Genomic DNA, 17432 nt, shown 5'->3' on the forward strand with positions numbered 1-17432 from the left:
TTCATGCGCGTTCTCGTCATCGGCTCCACCGGCTACCTCGGCCGGCATGTCGCCGGGCACCTGCGGGCGGCCCTGCCCGCCGCGCGGGTGCTCGACGCCGGCCGCTCACCCGGTGCGGCCGTCCGGATCGACCTGGCGCACGACCATCCGGACCAGGTCGCCGACACCCTCGCCGGGGTGGCACCGGACGCGGTGGTCAACTGCGCCGGCGCCACCGGCGGTGACGCCGTCACCCTCGCCGAGACCAACGCCCGCGGCCCGGCCGTGCTCTGCGCGGCCCTGCGCCGGGCCGCGCCGGCGGCCCGTCTCGTGCATCTCGGGTCGGCCGCGGAGTACGGACCGGGCGACCCGGGCAGCCGGGTCACCGAGTCCGCGGCGACCCGGCCGGTGAGCCCCTACGGCGCGACCAAGCTGGCCGGGACGGTCGCGGTCACCGCCTCCGGCCTGGACGCGGTGGTCCTGCGGATCGGCAACCCGGTGGGTGCCGGGGCGCCGCCCGGCGGGCTGCCCGGCCGTGTCGCCGCCCTGCTCCGTGAGGCGGGGCGGGCGCCGGGGGCGGTGCTGCGGCTCGGCGACCTCTCGGCCCACCGCGACTTCGTCGACGCGCGGGACGTCGCCCGCGCCGTCGTGCTCGCCACCACGGCCGAGGGCCCGCTGCCCCCGGTCCTCAACATCGGCGGCGGCGACGCGGCCCCCGTGCGTGCGATGGTGCGCGGGCTGGCCCGCGCGGCCGGGTTCGCGGGACGGATCGAGGAGGACGCGGGGGAAGCCGCGCACTCGGCCCGCTCCCGGGAGGTGTCCTGGCAGTGCTCGTCCATCGACGAGGCCGCCCGGGCCCTCGGCTGGCGGCCGCGGTACTCCCTCGACGACGCGGTTACCGCGCTCTGGGCCGCCACACCACCGTCGGACGCGGCGGACACGGCGGGTCGCGTGGACACGCCGGGTGGCGCGGGCACGGCGGGCGCGGCCGCCTCGCGGCCGGTCGAGGCGGGCGGCGTCGCCGCGGGAGGGCCGGTGCCGTGAGTCTGCTGATCCCGCTCTACGTCCACCCGGCCGAGGACCCCGGCGCCTGGCACCGTCTGATCGCCTCCGCCGACCGCGCCTACGGGGTCGTGCTCAACCCGGCGAGCGGCCCGGGCCCCGCGCCCGACCCGGCGTTCACCACCGCCGCCGAGGCGCTGCGCGCGGCCGGTGTCCGGCTGCTCGGCTACGTGGACACCGACTACGGCACCCGCGACCGGGCCGACGCCGTCGACGACATGCGCCGGTACCGCGAGTGGTACGGCGCCGACGGCTGCTTCCTCGACCAGGTGACCACGGCCCCGGAGGGCCTCGCCGACTGCCGGAGGCTGGTCAGGGCCGTCCGCCGCTGCGGCGCCCGCACGGTCGTCCTCAACCCCGGCGCCCACCCGGCGCCCGGTTACGTCCGGCTCGCCGACCTCACGGTCACCTTCGAGGGGCCCTGGTCGACCTACGTGTCGGCGTTCAGCCGCCCCTCGTGGGCGGCCGGGCGGTCACCCGGACCCCTCTGCCACCTGGTCTACGGGGTGCCGGAGGCGCTGGTCCCGCTCGCGGTGCGCACCGCCCGCCGGCGCGGGGCCGCCGTCTGCGGCCCCGTGACGGGTGAACCACCCAATCCCTGGGCTGAATTGACCCCCGCCTTGACCGGGACGCAGCGGTGATCCGCGACCGGACGACCCGGCGCCCGGCGACCGCCGCCCTCGTCCTCGTCCTCGCCGCATGCCTCGCCGTCACCTCCTGCTCCGCCCCCGGCGACGACGCCGCCCGGGCCCCGCGGCCCTCCGCCGCACCCGACTCCACGGTGGGCGCACCCACCTCCCGCGCCCCCGGGGCCACCGCCTCCGGCACGCCCTCCCCCGCACCCCCGTCCCGTCGTCCGGACGGCGTGCCGCCGGGCCCGCGCTGGACACCCCGCCCCGGCACTCCGTGGCAGTGGCAGCTGGACGGGCCCGTCGACCCCACCGCCGCGGACGTGCCCGTCTACGACATCGACGGCTTCGAGAACACCGCGGCGGACGTCGCCCGCCTGCACCGCGACGGCCGGAAGGTGATCTGCTACATCAACGTCGGCGCCTGGGAGGAGTACCGCCCCGACCAGGCGGACTTCCCCCGCTCGGTGCTCGGGCGGCCCAACGGCTGGCAGGGCGAACGCTGGCTGGACATCCGGCGGCTCTCCGTCCTCCGGCCGATCATGGAGCGCCGCTTCGAGATGTGCCGCGCCAAGGGCTTCGACGCCGTGGAACCGGACCTCGTCGAGGGCTACGCCCACCGGACCGGTTTCCCGCTGACCGCCGGCGACCAGCTCCGCTACAACCGCATGATCGCCGAGATCGCCCACGCCCGCGGCCTCTCCGTCGGCCTGAAGAACGACCTCGACCAGATCCCGCAGCTCCTCCCCCACTTCGACTTCGCCGTCAACGAGGAGTGCGCCCAGTACGACGAGTGCGACCGGCTGTCGGCCTTCGTCGAGGCCGGGAAGGCGGTCTTCCACGTGGAGTACGAGGGACCGGCCGGCGACTTCTGCGCCGAGTCCCGCCGTCTGCGCCTGTCCTCGATGCTGAAGGAGCCCGAACTCGGGACGTGGCGCAGGGCGTGCTGAGCCACGGCAGCGGACCCGCTCCCCGCCGCGGAGGGGGTCCTGCCGGTGCCCGTGCGAGCACCGTCAGGGCCCCCTCCGGCCTTCCGGGCTCCGGGTCAGGCCTGGGCCTGTCGGTGGGCGCGGATGATGTCCGCGTACCGGCGGCCGCTCGTCTTGACGGTCCGCGCCTGTGTCGCGTAGTCGACGTGGACGAGGCCGAAGCGCTTGTCGTAGCCGTAGGCCCACTCGAAGTTGTCGAGCAGCGACCAGGCGTAGTAGCCGGCGAGGGGGGCGCCCTTGCGTACGGCGCGGGCGCAGGCGGCGATGTGCTGTTCCAGGTAGCGGGCACGCTCCGGGTCGTCGACGGCGCCGTCGGGGCCGACGGTGTCGGGGAAGGCGGAGCCGTTCTCGGTGACGTACAGCCGGCGGACACCGTAGTCGTCGGTGAGCCGCAGCAGGAACGCCTCCAGGCCGCCGGCGTCGATCTGCCAGTCCATTCCGGTGCGGGGCACGTCGGGCAGGCGGACCTCGCGGGCGTGGGGGACGGGACCGTCAGGGTCGTCGGCGACCGTGACCGGGAAGTAGTAGTTGAGACCGTGCCAGTCGAGCGGGGCGGCCATCGTCTCCAGGTCGCCGGCGCGTTCCGGCAGTTCGACGCCGTACAGCTCGCGCATGTCGGCGGGGAAACCGCGGCCGTGGACGGGGTCGAGCCACCAGCGGTTGGTGTGGCCGTCCATCCGGGTGGCGGCCGCGACGTCCTCGGGGCGGGTCGAGGCGGCCTCCACGGTGGAGTGGTTGGTCACGAGTCCGATCCGCGCGTCCGGCACGGCCGCGCGGAGCGCCTGCGTGGCCAGTCCGTGGCCGAGGAGCAGGTGGTACGAGGCGTGCACGGCGGCGGTGAGGTCGGTGAGTCCGGGAGCCATCCGGCCTTCGAGGTGACCGATCCACCCGGAGCACAGCGGTTCGTTCAGGGTGGCCCAGCGGGTGACCCGGTCGCCCAGCCGCCCGGCGACCACGGAGGTGTAGGCGGCGAGGTGCTCGGCGGTCTCGCGGACGGTCCACCCGCCCCGGTCCTGGAGGCTCTGCGGGAGATCCCAGTGGTAGAGGGTGATGTTGGGCGTGATGCCGGCGTCGAGGAGGCCGTCGACGAGACGGTCGTAGAAGTCGAGACCGGCCGCGTTGACGGGGCCGTCGCCGCCGGGGACGACGCGGGGCCAGGCGATGGAAAGGCGGTAGGCGCCGGCGCCCAGCTCCTTCATGAGGGCGACGTCCTCGGGCCACCGGTGGTAGTGGTCGCAGGCCACGTCTGCGTGGTCGTCGTTGTCGATCTTCCCCGGGGTGTGGGAGAAGGTGTCCCAGATCGACGGGGCCCGGCCGTCCTCGGCGACGGCGCCCTCGATCTGGTAGGCGGAGGTTGCCGTGCCCCACACGAAGTCAGGGGGAAAGGCGGCGAGGTCTATCGCTTCGGACACAGGGGGCCTTTCTGGGGTGGGCGCGGTGGTGCGGTGACGGAAGGGCGCGTGCGGCCGCTACTTGACGGCGCCGGCGGTGAGGCCGGTGACGAGGTAGCGCTGGAGGAGCAGGAAGCCGGCGACGACGGGCACGCTCACGACCAGGGAGGCCGCCATGATCTGGTTCCAGTACACGTCGTTCTGGGTCGAGTAGCCCTGGAGGCCGACGGCGAGGGTGCGGGTGGTGTCGTTGGTCATGACGGAGGCGAAGAGGACCTCGCCCCAGGCGGTCATGAAGGCGTAGACGGCGACGGCGACGATTCCCGGGATCGCGGCGGGCACGATGACGCGGAACAGGGCGCCGAGCGGTCCGCAGCCGTCCACCTTGGCCGCCTCGTCGAGGTCCTTGGGCACCGAGTCGAAGTAGCCGATCAGCATCCAGATGGAGAACGGCAGCGAGAAGGTGAGGTAGGTGAGGATCAGGCCGCCGCGCGAGCCGAAGAGCGCGATGCCGGTGGCGTTGCCGATGTTGACGTAGATGAGGAACAGCGGCAGCAGGAACAGGATGCCGGGGAACATCTGGGTGGACAGCACGGTGACCGTGAAGACGCGCTTGCCGCGGAAGGAGTAACGGCTCACCGCGTAGGCCGCGAACACCGCGATGGTGACGGAGCAGACGGTCGCCGCGCCCGCCACGATCAGCGAGTTCACGAAGTAGTCGGCGAGCGGAACCGTCTCCCAGATGTCGAAGTACGGGCGGACGGTGAGGCCCGAGGGGATCCAGGAGAACTTCCCCGAGACGTCCTCCAGCGGCTTCAGCGAGCTGGAGATCATCACGTACACCGGCAGCAGCACGAAGCCGGAGAGGAGGGTCAGGAAGATCCGCCGGCTCCACAGGAAGGACTGCGGGGCGGCCATCGGGGAGCGGACCTGACTCCGGAACTGGTCAGACATCGCCGGCCTTCCTTCCCCGGGACGTGAACATGAGGTAGGCGCCGGTCACCACGAGCAGGAACAGCAGCAGCAGGACCGACATGGCGGAGCCCGTGCCGAAGTTCCAGGTCTGGAACGACGACTGGTAGATGTGCAGGGAGATCAGGTCCGCGGACTCCGGCGCCGCCTCTCCGAAGAGGACGAAGGGGGTGTTGAAGTCGTTGAACGTCCACAGGAACAGCACCAGGACGAGGACCTGGTTGACCGGGCGCAGCGCCGGCAGCGTGATGCGGCGGATCTGCTGCCACACGCCCGCGCCGTCGAGGGCCGCCGCCTCGTAGATCTCCCGGGGGATGTTCTGCAGTCCCGCCATGACGATGAGGAAGGCGAAGGGCCAGCCCTTCCACACCGAGACCACGAGCAGCGCGACGAAGCTGTTCTCGCCGATCAGCCAGAACGGCGGGGTGTCGGTGAGCCCCAGCTGTTCGTGCAGGACGTGGTTGATCAGGCCGTTGTCGCGCTGGAACATGAACGACCAGGTGATGACGGCGGCGTAGACGGGCAGCGCGTACGGGACGAGGAAGAGCGTGCGCAGGAAGCCGCGGCCGCGGAAGCCCTCCTGCAGGAAGATGGCGGCGGCCGCCCCGAGCAGCCAGCACAGCCCGACCGACAGCACGGTGAACAGGCAGGTGACGAGGAAGGAGTTGAGCAGTGCCTCGCCCACGGGGGCGTCGAGGTCGACCGCGAGGGAGAAGTTGTCGAGGCCGGCCCAGGGAGCGGTGGTCCAGTCCCGGATGTAGAACTGGGTGAGCTCCTTGAAGCTGACGGCGATGCCGATCACCATCGGCACCAGGTGGACCAGGAGTTCGAGCACGAGCGCGGGGAGCAGCAGGAGGTACGGCAGGCCGATGCGGCGCAGCCGCCCGGAGCGGCGCTTGCGCGGCGCTCCGGGGGCTTCCTCGCGTGCCTTCCGCTCGCCTGTGCCAGGGGCAGCGGTGAGAGTCATGGAGGAGTCCGTACTCACTTGGTGGGCATCTGCTGCTGGGCCTTCTCGAGCTTGGCCCGCACCGACTCGGTGGTCACCGGCCGTCCCGCGGCGGCGTCGGCGAAGAGTTCCTTCACCGCGGTGCCGACGACGGTCTCGAACTGGGACTCCTCGGGCACCTGCGGGAGGGCGGCGGCGCTGGTCGCCAGGGTCTCGCGCAGGACCGTGAGCGAGGGTGTGTCGAAGGCGGGGTCCTGCTGGGCGGCCTTGACCGGCGGGATGGAGCCGTAGGCCTTGTTGAGGATGACCTGCTCCTCGTCGCTGGTCATGAAGCCGACGAACTTCTTGGCGCCGTCGATGTTCTTGGTGTTCTTGAAGACGGCCAGGTTGATGCCGGCGACCATGGAGTTGGTGGCGGTGCCCTGGCCGGGCTCGCCGGACTGCACGGGAGCGGGGGCCACGCCCCAGTCGTCCTCGTTCATGCCGTGGGACGCGAAGGTGGCCGAGGCGGTCTGCCACAGCACCATGCCGGTCTTGTCCTTGGCGAAGTCGCTCAGGGACTGGTTCTGGGCGTACTCGGCGTTGCCCGGGGCGATGATCTTGTGCTCGGCCATCAGGTCGACGTACTGCTTGACCGCGGCCACCGCGCCGTCGGAGGTGAAGTCGGGCTTGCCGTCGGGGGTGAAGAAGTCGGCGCCGTGCTGCTTACCGAGGACGAACACCTGGTGGATGTTGTTGGAGAGGTTGGAGCCCTCGGCGCCGAGGCCGTTCTTGCCCTGGGCGGTGAGCTTCTCGCCGGCGTCGACCACTTCGTCCCAGGTGGCCGGCGGCTTCTCTATCCCGGCCTCGGCGAACAGCTTCTTGTTGTAGTAGAGCGCGTAGGCCATGGAGTACAGCGGCACGGCGGCGGGGTCCTGGCCCTGGGCGCCGGTGGAGCCGAGGGCCGATTCCACGAAGCGGTCCTTGCCGCCGATCGCCTCCATGTTCCCGGCGTCCCAGGGCAGCAGGGCGCCGGTGGCCTGGAGGGAGGTGGACCAGGTGTTGCCGATGTTGAGGACGTCGGGGCCCTGGCCGGAGGTGGTGGCGGTGAGGATCCGGTTGAGCAGGTCGGACCAGGGCACGACCTCCAGCTTCACCTTGATGCCGGTCTGCTTCTCGAACTTGTCGAGTTCGGGCTGGAGGACCTTCTTGTCGACCTCAAGGTTGGCGCCCTGGTTCGAAGCCCAGTACGTGAGCGTCTTCGGCTGTTCGTTGGAGCCTTCCGAGCTGGTGGAGCCCCCGCCGCAGGCGGCCGCGGTGAGAACGAGGGAGAGTGTGACGGCGCCGACGGCCGCGGCTCTGATTCTGCGCATGACTTCGGAGGCCCTTCCGGAAGGTTGACGGACTTCGTCTGCGGGGAGGGTGCGACACACATGGCGTCCCGCGTTCGAGCCCTGAAGCGCCCCCCGCTTAATTCACGGTGTGAGTTAAACCTCAAGCGAAGGTCGCGTCAAGGCCTTGGCCCGAGGTAAGTTGCGTGCAGGACATCGAAGACGAGGGGGCACGGTGAAGATGCGCAGCGGCCGTACGGTGCGTGACCTGCGGCGGGAAAATCGCACAGCGGTGCTCGAACGGCTGTACTTCGACGGGCCCCTCAGCCGTTTCTCCCTGGGTCCGGTGACCGGGCTCAGTTCGGGCTCGGTGAGCAATGTGGTGTCCGAGCTGGTCGCCGAGGGACTGGTGGAGGAGGCCGGCAGCGTGGACTCGGCCGGCGGCCGCCCCCGTACGCTGCTGCGCATCAGCGCGGACAGCGGCTACATGATCGGCGTGGACATCGGCGAGACGCGGGTTCGGATCGAGCTGTTCGACCTGGCCCTCACCGAACTCGCGCGCGTGGAACGCCCGTTGGAGACCGACGCGCTGCGGCGCGTGGACCGCTACGACGTCGGGGTCGTGGTCGGTCACCTCCGCGAAGGCATCCCCGAGGTCCTGGAGCAGGCGGGCATCCCGGCGGAGCGGCTGATGGGCGTCGGTATCGGCGTGCCGGGCATCGTCGCCAGGAGCGCGCAGGACGGAGCCGTGGTGCACGGCCAGACCATCGGCTGGGACGCCGTTCCCCTGGAGCGGTTGCTGCGGGAGTCCCGGCTGCTGCCCGAGACCGTGCCGTACTACATCGACAACGGCGCCAAGACGCTCGGCCAGGCGGAGATGTGGTTCGGGGCCGGCCGGGGCGCGCAGAACGCGGTGGTGGTCCTCTTCGGCTCCGGTGTCGGCGCCTGCGTCGTCACCGACGACATGCGGTCCGGCGTGGCCCTGGAGTGGGGGCATCTGACCGTACGGGTGAGGGGCCGCAACTGCCGCTGCGGCGCGACCGGTTGCCTGGAGGCGTACGCCGGCGCCGAAGCCCTCCTGCAGCGTTGGGCGGAGGCCGGCGGGCGGCCGCCGGCCGGCGTGGACGAGGAGACCGCGCTGACCGCTATGCTCGCCGCCGCCTACCCCGTCCCCGGTGCGGAGGGAACCACCGCGCCGGCCGACACGACCGCTCTGGCCGTCCTGGAGGAGACCGCCGAGTACCTCGGCGCGGGCTTCTCCGACCTGATCAATCTGTTCCAGCCCGAACGCATCCTGGTCGGCGGCTGGGCCGGTCTCCAACTCGGCCGGCGTTTCCTCGACACGGTGCGGACGTACGCCGCCGCGTACTCGCTCAAGTACCCGGGCGGGCGCGTCGAGATCGACCTGGGCACCCTCGGACCGGACGCCGTCACCGTCGGGGCGGCGATACTGCCGCTCGCCGACTTCTTCGCCCGCGGCGGCCGCAGGGCCGAGGAGGACCCGGAGCGGCAGAGCCCTGTGTGGCAGACCAGCCTGCGCGAGCGGGCGGCGCAGTGAGGAACCCGGCCCTCAGCCGGTGACCTCCCGCCGCTCGACCGTCACCTCGCCCTCCCACCGCGGGTCCCCCGCCGACCTGCCCACCATCAGTCGGTAGGGCCCGGGCTCCGTGACCCAGGCGCGCTCCTCCTGCGACCAGTGGCGCAGGGCACGGGGCGCCACCTCGACCTCGGCGGTCACCGTCCGGCCGGCCTCCGCGCGGACCGCGGCGTACCCGGCGAACCAGCGTACGGGCCGTTCCACGGCCGACTCCGGCCGTGCCGCGTAGACCTGGACGACCTCCCGCCCGGCGCGGGCTCCCGTGTTGCGCAGGCGCACCCGCAGGGTGAACGCCTCACCCGCCGTGGCCTTCGCCGGCGCCTCGACCTCCTCGTACTCCCAGGTGGTGTAGCCGAGTCCGTGGCCGAACCAGTAGGCCGGCGCGCGGCCGGCCCGCAGCCAGGCCCGGTGGCCGATGTGGAGACCTTCGGCGTAGTCGAGGCCGCCCTCCACGGGCCGCGTGCGCGTCACGGGCGTGTCCGCGAGGCGGGCGCCCCAGGTCGTCGGAAGCCGGCCGCCGGGTTCCCGCAGTCCGAACAGCACGTCGGCGAGTCCGGCGCCCGCCTCCTGCCCCGGGAACCAGGCGAGCAGCAGGGCGCCGGCCTCCTCCCGCCACGGCATCTCGACCGGGCCGCCGCTGTTGACGACCACCACCGTGCGCGGATTGACCGCCGCCACCGCCCGCACCAGGTCGTCCTGGCACCCGGCGAGGGACAGGTCCCGCCGGTCGTGGCCTTCGGTCTCGTCGTGCTCCGTGGTGCCGACGAACACGATCGCGGCGTCCGCCTCCCGGGCCGCCCGCACCGCGGCGGCCACCGCGTCCCGCGCGGCGGGCTGCGGGGGCGCCGCGGTGACCACGGTGGCGCGACCGCTGTCCTCGACCAGTTCCCGTCGTGCCACCACGTGCACGGGCCGCTTCGAGGACAGTTCCGTGGAGGCCTCGCGCACGGGCGGGTTGACGTGCACCACCGCCGGGTCGTCGGTCTCGCGGGGGAACACACCGTCCAGGAGCGTGCGTCCGTCGACGGTGAGGGACATCCGGCCGAAACCCCCGACGCCGAAGGTCCAGGTGCCCCGCTGCCGGGGCCGCAGCAGTGCGCTGATCTCCACCGTGTGGGCGCCCGGCGGGAGTTCCGGCTCCAGCTGACGGGCCGAGAGGCGGTGCTCGGCGTGCAGTTCCCGCCCCTGGGCGTCCAGGACGCGCAGCAGTACCCCGGGAGCGCCCGACCTCGGGTCGTCGCACCGGTCGGTGTCGAGCGGGGCCGCGGCGTCCGGGAGGGGCACGGGGACGTGCACCACCCGGACGCGGCCGCGCAGCCGGGCCCGGACGGCGGCCAGGGGGGTCACCACGCCGGAGGGAAAGACACCGGCGCTGCCGCCGCCCTGTGCGCGGGGTGACGTGGCGTGCGCGCCGATGACGGCGACGGTGGAGAGTTCCGCCGGGTCGAGCGGCAGCACTCCCCGGTTGCCTAGCAGGACGCAGCCGGCCGCGGCCGCCCGGCGCAGCAGCGTCCTGGTCCCCTGCGAGCGGCCCACCGGTACGAGGCGCCGGCGGTACGGGGTGAGGGCGCCCACCCGGCCGGCGAGCCGGAGCAGCCGCCTGACCTTGTCGTCGACGGCTGCCTCCGGGACCCGTCCGTCCTTCACCGCCTGGACCAGGAGGGCGCCCCAGGGGCTCTGCGGGCCGGGCATCGCCAGGTCGAGGGCGGCGCGGGCCGGCTCCTCGGTCGACCGCAGGGCGCCCCAGTCGGACACGACGACTCCGTCGAAGCCCCACTCGCCCGCGAGGGGTTCCGCGAGAAGGGGATGGGCGGTCATGGTCGTGCCGTTGACGGAGTTGTAGCCCGCCATGACGAGCCACACGCCCGCCTCGACGGCCTGCTCGAAAGGCGCGAGGTAGACCTCGCGCAGCGCCCGCTCGGACACGCGGACGTCCACGGTCAGCCGGTCGGTCTCGGAGTCGTTGGCGACGTAGTGCTTGGCCGTGGCCGCCACCCCGCGGGCCTGGATGCCGCGGATCAGTGCGGCGCCCGTACGGCCGGTCAGCTCCGGGTCCTCGGAGAAGCACTCGAAGTGCCGGCCGCCGAGCGGGGACCGGTGGAGGTTGAGCGTCGGGGCCAGCACCACGTCGACGCCCTTGCGCACGGCCTCCGCGGCCAGCAGTCCGCCGAGTTCCTCCACCAGTGCCTCGTCCCACAGGGCTCCCAGGGCGGAGGCGGAGGGCAGCAGCACGGAGGTACGGCGCTCGTCCCACGCCTCGCCCCGGACGCCGGCCGGGCCGTCCGACAGCACGATCTCCCGCAGTCCGATGCCTGCCTCGCCCGTAGTGCGCCACGTCGTCGCGCCGGTGAGAAGGCGCACCTTCTGCTCCAGGGTCAGCTTGCCGAGGTACCCGTCCGGCGTCCTGTCGTCCATGTCCCGCCCTCTCTGACAGCTGAATCGGTCAAGGCCCTGCCGATGCCCGCCGGGCAGGGCGGAGGGCCCGGCCGCTCTCGCGTGTGCGGGAGCGGCCGGGCCCCGGTGCACCGGCCGGTCAGGGCAGTCGGTAGTCCGCGTTCAGGACCGCGGGGCGCTCCGGGTGGTACAGGTCGTAGCCGCGCGCGTCGCACTGGAAGCCGCCGACGATGCACCGGTCGACCAGCGCCTGGAGGGTCCGCTCCTCCCACGCGTTGAAGAAGTCGTAGTGGAAGGAGTAGCCGCGTCCGCTGGCCAGCCGGACGTCGCTCATGTCGCCGTTGACCGGCCAGGCCATCTTGAACTCGATCATCGGCAGGGCGACCGGGTGGGAGGCGGGGCACATGTTGTCGTTGGTGCCGGGCTTGACCACCGGGTAGGCCATGTGGCTCTTGTGGTCCGGGGTGTCGAGGTACCTTCCGTCCCAGCAGCTGGGGGCCTGCATACGGAGGTTGAGCTGGACGTCGGGCCGGCTCGGGCAGGTCGCCGGGATGTCGGTGTTGAAGAAGCTGTCACCGCACTCCCAGCCCTCGACGAAGCCCTTGTGGCCGCGGAACTGCTGGGCGCTCTGCATCGGATCGCCCACCACGAACCGCAGCCCCTTGGGGAAGGGACGCACGCTCGTGTAGTCGGTGACACCGGCCTTGTAGTAGATGACCTGCGGGCCGACGGGGGAGATCTTCCGGTCCCCCTTGTACAGGGAGGGCATCCAGTACGCGGAGGCGTCGGCCGGCGCGAGACAGGTGGTGTCACGCCCGTAGAGGCTCGCCGTCGTGCTGCCGGCGTGCGTGGTCCTGTTGCCCATGAAGGTGTGGTCGTGGGACTTGCCCGGCTGGCCCGGGTACACGATCGGGTCGTCCGGCGCGGTGTGCGTGACGGCGCAGTTGGCCTGGAACTCCTTGTGGTAGCGCGGCGGCGGGGTGGCCTGGGACGGGGTCACGCCGGTGACCGGGGGGACGGCCGGTATGTATCCGTCGCCGTCGGGGTCGTCGCCGGACGCCCGGGTGGACACCGCCGCCGTGTGCCCGGTGTGCCCGGCGGCCGACGCGGCCGGGGTGTCACCGGGGCCTGCCGCGGTGGCGACCGTGCCGAGGCCGAGCACCGATGCGACGAGGGCGGTGCCGAGAAGGAGCGCGGGGAGTTGCTTCGAACGCCATGTCATGAAGGGCCTCCAGCCCAGGAGTGGGGGGGGGTGGGGACCCGGCAGGGGTTGGAGCGCCGCCCCCGCCGGGGGCCTGGCGTGGTGCGTCAGCTGTAGACGCCGAACTCGTGGAGCGAGTAGCCCCAGCCCGTCCCCCTGGACGTCAGGTGGAGACGGACGTGCCGTGCCGTCGCGGCGACGTCGATGGTGTCGACGTCGCCGTTCCCGGTCGTCGTGGAGTGGACCGTGCGCCAGGTGTTCGCGTCGTCGGACACCTGGACCTCGTAGGACCTGGCGTAGGCCGGATCCCACACCAGTTGGATCTTGCGGACGGCCGTGGAGGCGCCGAGGTCGACGCGGATCCATTGCGGGTCGCTCCAGTCGCTGGCCCAGCGGGTGTCGGCCCTGCCGTCGGTGGCCTTGGCGGGCTCGCAGGGGCAGTCGCCGTACGACGCCTGGTGGGAGGACGCGGTGGTCGGCTTGTTCAGCGCCACGTTGGTGCCGGTGACCGGCGGGGCGACGACCTTGACCGACCTCGTCTCGATGCCGGCGTTGCCGCGTCCGTCCTCGGCCTGGATGTACACCTTCCACACGCCGAGCTTCTCGGGCGCCGTCACCGCGAAGGCGCCGTTGCCGGTGGAGCGCCAGCGGGCCTCGACGAGACGCTTGTCGCCGTTCGCGTAGTTGCCGCTGAGGAAGACCTTGTACGTGATCGCGTCGCCGTCCGGATCGCGTACGTCGGCGCGCACGGTGAACTCGCCGCCCGCGGGGGCGGAGGAGGCGGGGCCGACGGTCATGTTCGTGATGACCGGGGGCGTGTTGTCGCCGGTCGTCGACCCGGTGTAGGCCTTCTTGACGGCGTAGTAGGACAGCCGCTTCAGGCCGTCGGGCAGGAGGTTGAACCAGACACCGCCGAAGTCGTGCTCGATGCCGTAGTGGAAGAGGGTGGCGCCGAGGGCGACGCCCCGGTGCCCGGTGACGCAGTCCCACGCCTTGGTGTACCCCTCGGCCTTCTGCACGTCGGTCGGCTCGTCGGGCACACCGTTGGCGTCGTCCGGCACCTCCCATTCACCTGCCGGTCCGCCCTCGGTGATGATGTACGGCTTGGTGTAGCCGCCCTCCTGCCAGTCCTCCCGGACCCCGCAGATGTCGCCGTAGGAGTTCATCGAGTACAGGTCGAGGTCGGGCGCGTTGCGCTTGTAGTAGGGCCAGGCTCCCGTCCAGGCGTCGGTCGAGGTGACCGGGTGGTCCGGGTCGATCGAGTGGATCTTCTTCGCGACGTCGTTGACGAAGGTGGTGTAGGCGTTGCGCTGGGCCTCGAGTTCGGCGCCGCCGTAGCAGTTCTGCAGGCCGAGCACCGACTCGTTGCCGACGTTCCACATCAGCGTGGCCGGGTGCGACTTGTAGGTCTCCACCCAGGTGGCGAACTCGGTCAGCATGGTGTTCTTGTACGTCGTGTCGGTCACGTAGTTCACGCAGCCGCCGCTGCCCGGACCGCCGCCCGGCTGGAGCCAGAAGCCGTTGATCACGCGGATGCCGTTGGCCGCAGCCGAGTCGAGCAGCGGTTTGGTCCCGCCGTCGGTGCCCCAGGTGCGGATCGTGTTGACGCCCATCGACTTCACGTCGGGCATGTACCGGGGTGCGTCGGCGATGGCCGGGCCCCAGGTCAGGCCCTTCACGGTGTACGGCTGCCCGCCGACGGTCAGTCGCCAGTCGCCCTGGGAGCCGGTGACCTGGACCGCGCCCGTGGCGGGCGGTGTGCCGCCCGTGGTGCCGTAGACCTGGAACTCCCACAGGGAGTAGCCGTAGCCGCCGGAGCGCTCGGTGCCGAGCATGCGGACGTAGCGGCCGGAGCCGGATACGGCGATCTCGTCGGTGCCGCCGTCGCCGCCGGTCACGCTCCGCAGCGTGCGCCAGTCCGTGCCGTTGTCGGATGCCTGGATCTGGTAGCTCTTGCCGTACGCGCCTTCCCAGGTCAGCACGGTGCGGCTCAGGTCGGACCGCTGTCCGAGGTCGACCTGGAACCACTGCGGGTCGCTCCACGAGCTGGCCCAGCGGGTGCCGGTGAGGTTGCCGTCGACGGCGGCCGAGGGGGCGTACCCGGCGCCTTCCTGGGACGAGGCGGTGGCGGGCCGCCCCTGCGAGAGCAGGGTCTCGGCCGCCTGGGCGGGCGGTGCGGCGAGGCCGAGGGCCGAGGCCGTCAACGCGCCGAGGGTCAGCAGGGAGAGGCCGGCGCGGCGGGCCGGGACGGCCGGTAAGAAGAGTCTGGACACTTCTGCTCCTGGCAGGTCGGAGTGCCGGACGGGGAGCGCTCTCCAGGGGGATCCCGGTCCCTGTTCGGCGCGTGGGCCGCGGCGCGGCGTACCGGAAGGGGCCCGGCACGGTCGCAGCGGGGGGGTGCGGAGGTGGTGCGGGGGTGCGGAGGTGGTGCGGGGGTGCGGAGGTGTGCGGGGTGCGGAGCCGGGGGCCGCGTTCGGGCCGCCGCGGGCCGCGGGCCCCTCCGGGCCGGGGCGCGGGCTGTCACCCGGACCGGAGGGGAGTCAGTGCCTGCCCGCTCGCCGGATCGTCCGGCGAGCGGGTGATCGGCGTGTCAGGGGAAGGACACGAGCATCGACGGCACGGTCGTGGTCCCCGCGGGGACCGTGGAGGCTCCGGTGTCGTTGATGACGTGGTTGTAGTGGCCCATGCCGCCGAGGGACACCACCAGCAGGCTGTGGAACCTCACCCCCGGCTTGACGGGGGTCTTGAAGCCGTGGTGCTGCCGGATCGACGGGTCGACGTTGTAGTTGCAGTAGCTGCCCAGGCCCCACGCCTCGTGGGTGTCGACGGAGTCGTCGACGCGGTAGGCGGCGTAGCCCTGGGTGGAGCCGTTCTGGATGGCCGCCTGGTTGGGCGCGTCGTACGCCTTCTCGTTCTGGTAGAAGATCGTGCGGCCGCGCTCGCCGTACCACTCGACGTCGTACTTGTTGAAGTGCTCGACGAACAGGCCGGTGGCCAGGACGTCGTCGCCGTTGACGCGGACGCCGTAGTCGGCGCGGTTGGTCTCCCAGCCGACGCCGTCGCCGTGGTCGGCACGCCAGACCCAGGTGTGGTCGATGATGGTGTCGTCGCTGTTGACCACCATGCTGGTGGTGGCCTTGCCGGCGTGCGCGCCGCCGATTCTGATGTAGACGTCCTGGACGGTGGTGGGGTTGGCGGCGTGGTCGGCGGAGGCGTTCTGAGGTCCGACCTCCAGCAGCGTCGGGGAGTTGACGGTGCCGGCGTCGATGAGGAAGCCGGCCAGGCGCACGCCGTCGACGTCGGCGACGCGCATCGCGGTCACCCCGTTGTCGGGGATGATCGTGGCCAGCCCGAGGCCCAGGACGATCGTGTTCGCCCGGTCGACGTTGATGGTCCGGTCCACGTGGTAGACGCCCGGCGTGAACAGCAGGTGCAGGCCCTGGGCGAGCGCCTGGTTGATCGTGGCGGCGGTGGCTCCCGGCTTCACGACGTAGAACCGGCTCAGCGGAATCGACTCGCCCTGCGGGGTGCCGCTCGCCCAGGTGGTGCCGCGGGCGTTGGTGCGCTTGGCCGGCGCGAAGACCTTGTACTCGTTGCCGTCCAGGTAGAGGAAGGGCTTCTCGCGGGAGATCGGGGTGGTGTTCAGGGTCGTGTAGCGGGGCTCGGGGAAGCTGGTGGCCGGAGCGCCCTCGACGCCGGAGAAGACCTGGTTCCAGACGGAGTTGGACCAGCCGCCGATGGCGCTGTCACGGGTGTACCACTGCTGCTGCGAGTAGTTGCCGACCTGACCGTCGATCTTGGAGTCGGCGATGTAGCCGCCGCTGGCCCAGCCGTAACCGTTGGGCGCGAGGTTCAGCCCGCCCTTGACGTGCATGCGGCGGAAGGACGCCGCCTGGGAGACCGCCCACCGGTTGGTGCCGCTGACCGGGTTCAACGCCAGGTTCTCGGCGGCCCGCCAGAAGTTCTGCGTGGCGTTCCCGTTGAACCAGCCGGCGTCGACCGTGACGTCGCCGTTGATGGTCGTGTCGTCGGGCTTCAGGCCGAGACCCGCGATCTGGGTGTAGAAGCCGATCTGGGCGTTGAGGTTGCTGTACGTGCCCGGCTTGAAGAGGAACGCGTGCCGGCCGTTGCCGAACTGCGCCGACTCCTGCTGCCGGAACACCTCGTCCAGCTTCGCCTGGATGCCCGGCGTCGACGGGTCGAAGACGTGCACGTTCGGGCCGAGGTCGCCGCCGCCGGGCAGTTGCGGGCCTCCGGTGCCGCTCTCGCCGTACACCTTGAACTCCCACAGGGAGAAGCCGTACTGGGTGGCGCGGGCGGTGCCGTACATCCGCACGTAGCGGGCGTCGCCCGTCACCGTGACGGTGTCCGTGCCGCCGTCACCGGTGGCGGTCTGGTAGGCCGTCGACCAGTCGGTGCCGTTGGTGGAGAGCTCGATGCGGTAGCCCTTGCCGTACGCCGTCTCCCAGTTCAGGACGACCTGGCTCACCTTGGTGGTCGCACCGAGGTCGACGCGGATCCACTGCGGCTCGGAGTGGGCGCTCGACCAGCGGGTGCCGGTGTTGCCGTCGACGGCGGCGGTGGCCGGCGTGCCGCCGTTCTCCTCGCTGGAGGCGGTGACCGGCTTGCCCTGGGAGAGCAGTACGGGCGCGGCCTCGGCCTTCTGGACAGGTGCGAGGGTGAGCAGCGTTGCGGCGACAGCGGTGACGACCGCGCCGACGATGCCTCGGCGTACGAGTCTGCGGGGTGGCGGCGGCGCCAGTGACGGTATGCCAACTACAGCCATGCGGGGGCTCCTTGGGCACGAAAGGGGAACGAGCGAGCGCTCTCGGGAACCTTGCCCGCCACGGGACGGGACCGTCAAGGATCCGTCACCACTTATCTTTCGTCTTTCATTAAGACCGCGCGATACACTGGGTCCCTCTGCTCGGAAACCGGTCCGGAACGGGTCCGCTCCGCCCC

The 17432-nt window shown here is 72.0% G+C and carries 12 protein-coding genes; 4 read left to right on the top strand and 8 right to left on the bottom strand.

Translation table 11 applies throughout. The annotated features are described in order from the left end of the window. The first annotated feature begins 3 nt into the window (after positions 1-3). From ACWD3O_RS22195 to ACWD3O_RS22205, 3 genes are read left to right on the top strand one after another with little or no spacing between them, the layout of a single operon-like run. Positions 4-1023 carry an NAD-dependent epimerase/dehydratase family protein gene (locus tag ACWD3O_RS22195; RefSeq protein WP_451417072.1) on the top strand — a complete coding sequence of 340 codons (1020 nt, stop codon included), beginning with the start codon at positions 4-6 and terminating at the stop codon, positions 1021-1023. Next, entirely contained in the window at positions 1020-1682 is a 663-nt protein-coding gene (locus tag ACWD3O_RS22200; protein ID WP_451417073.1) for a spherulation-specific family 4 protein, read from the top strand. The genes ACWD3O_RS22195 and ACWD3O_RS22200 overlap by 4 nt, the downstream gene beginning before the upstream one ends. Continuing rightward, complete coding sequence (locus ACWD3O_RS22205) at positions 1682-2620, top strand: endo alpha-1,4 polygalactosaminidase (RefSeq protein ID WP_451409547.1); 939 nt, start codon at positions 1682-1684, stop codon at positions 2618-2620. The genes ACWD3O_RS22200 and ACWD3O_RS22205 overlap by 1 nt, the downstream gene beginning before the upstream one ends. A gap of 95 nt (positions 2621-2715) precedes the next feature. Here the strand turns inward: ACWD3O_RS22205 and ACWD3O_RS22210 are convergent, their stop codons facing one another. The 4 genes from ACWD3O_RS22210 to ACWD3O_RS22225 are packed head-to-tail and all read right to left on the bottom strand — an operon-like array spanning position 2716 to position 7320. Then, positions 2716-4071: a GH1 family beta-glucosidase gene (locus ACWD3O_RS22210; protein ID WP_451409411.1), complete on the bottom strand. Its 1356-nt coding sequence runs from the start codon at positions 4069-4071 to the stop codon at positions 2716-2718. Positions 4072-4128: 57 nt separating this feature from the next. Then, positions 4129-4968 (bottom strand): carbohydrate ABC transporter permease, encoded by an 840-nt coding sequence (locus ACWD3O_RS22215; RefSeq protein ID WP_451409546.1) that lies wholly within the window; start codon positions 4966-4968, stop codon positions 4129-4131. Positions 4969-4996: 28 nt separating this feature from the next. Continuing rightward, entirely contained in the window at positions 4997-5989 is a 993-nt protein-coding gene (locus tag ACWD3O_RS22220) for a carbohydrate ABC transporter permease (RefSeq protein WP_451417074.1), read from the bottom strand. 14 nt (positions 5990-6003) lie between these two features. Then, positions 6004-7320, bottom strand: a complete 1317-nt coding sequence (locus ACWD3O_RS22225; RefSeq protein ID WP_451417075.1) for an ABC transporter substrate-binding protein — start codon at positions 7318-7320, stop codon at positions 6004-6006. 193 nt (positions 7321-7513) lie between these two features. On the opposite strand from ACWD3O_RS22225, the gene ACWD3O_RS22230 reads away from it, so the two are divergent. Further along, positions 7514-8836: an ROK family protein gene (locus ACWD3O_RS22230; protein ID WP_356129323.1), complete on the top strand. Its 1323-nt coding sequence runs from the start codon at positions 7514-7516 to the stop codon at positions 8834-8836. Positions 8837-8848: 12 nt separating this feature from the next. Here ACWD3O_RS22230 and ACWD3O_RS22235 read toward each other — a convergent pair whose 3' ends face one another. The 4 genes from ACWD3O_RS22235 to ACWD3O_RS22250 form a co-directional block, all read right to left on the bottom strand. Next, positions 8849-11290, bottom strand: coding sequence for a glycoside hydrolase family 3 C-terminal domain-containing protein (locus ACWD3O_RS22235; protein ID WP_451417076.1), 2442 nt, complete (start codon positions 11288-11290; stop codon positions 8849-8851). 118 nt (positions 11291-11408) lie between these two features. Then, the gene (locus ACWD3O_RS22240; RefSeq protein ID WP_451417077.1) at positions 11409-12491 is read right to left on the bottom strand and encodes a DUF1996 domain-containing protein; all 1083 of its coding nucleotides are present in this window, start codon (positions 12489-12491) and stop codon (positions 11409-11411) included. 86 nt (positions 12492-12577) lie between these two features. Next, on the bottom strand, positions 12578-14743 hold the full coding sequence (locus tag ACWD3O_RS22245) for a discoidin domain-containing protein (protein WP_451417078.1): 2166 nt from the start codon (positions 14741-14743) through the stop codon (positions 12578-12580). 317 nt (positions 14744-15060) lie between these two features. After that, entirely contained in the window at positions 15061-17256 is a 2196-nt protein-coding gene (locus ACWD3O_RS22250; RefSeq protein WP_451417079.1) for a discoidin domain-containing protein, read from the bottom strand. Positions 17257-17432: the final 176 nt, after the last annotated feature.

This window comes from Streptomyces sp. NPDC002640 (assembly GCF_053592575.1).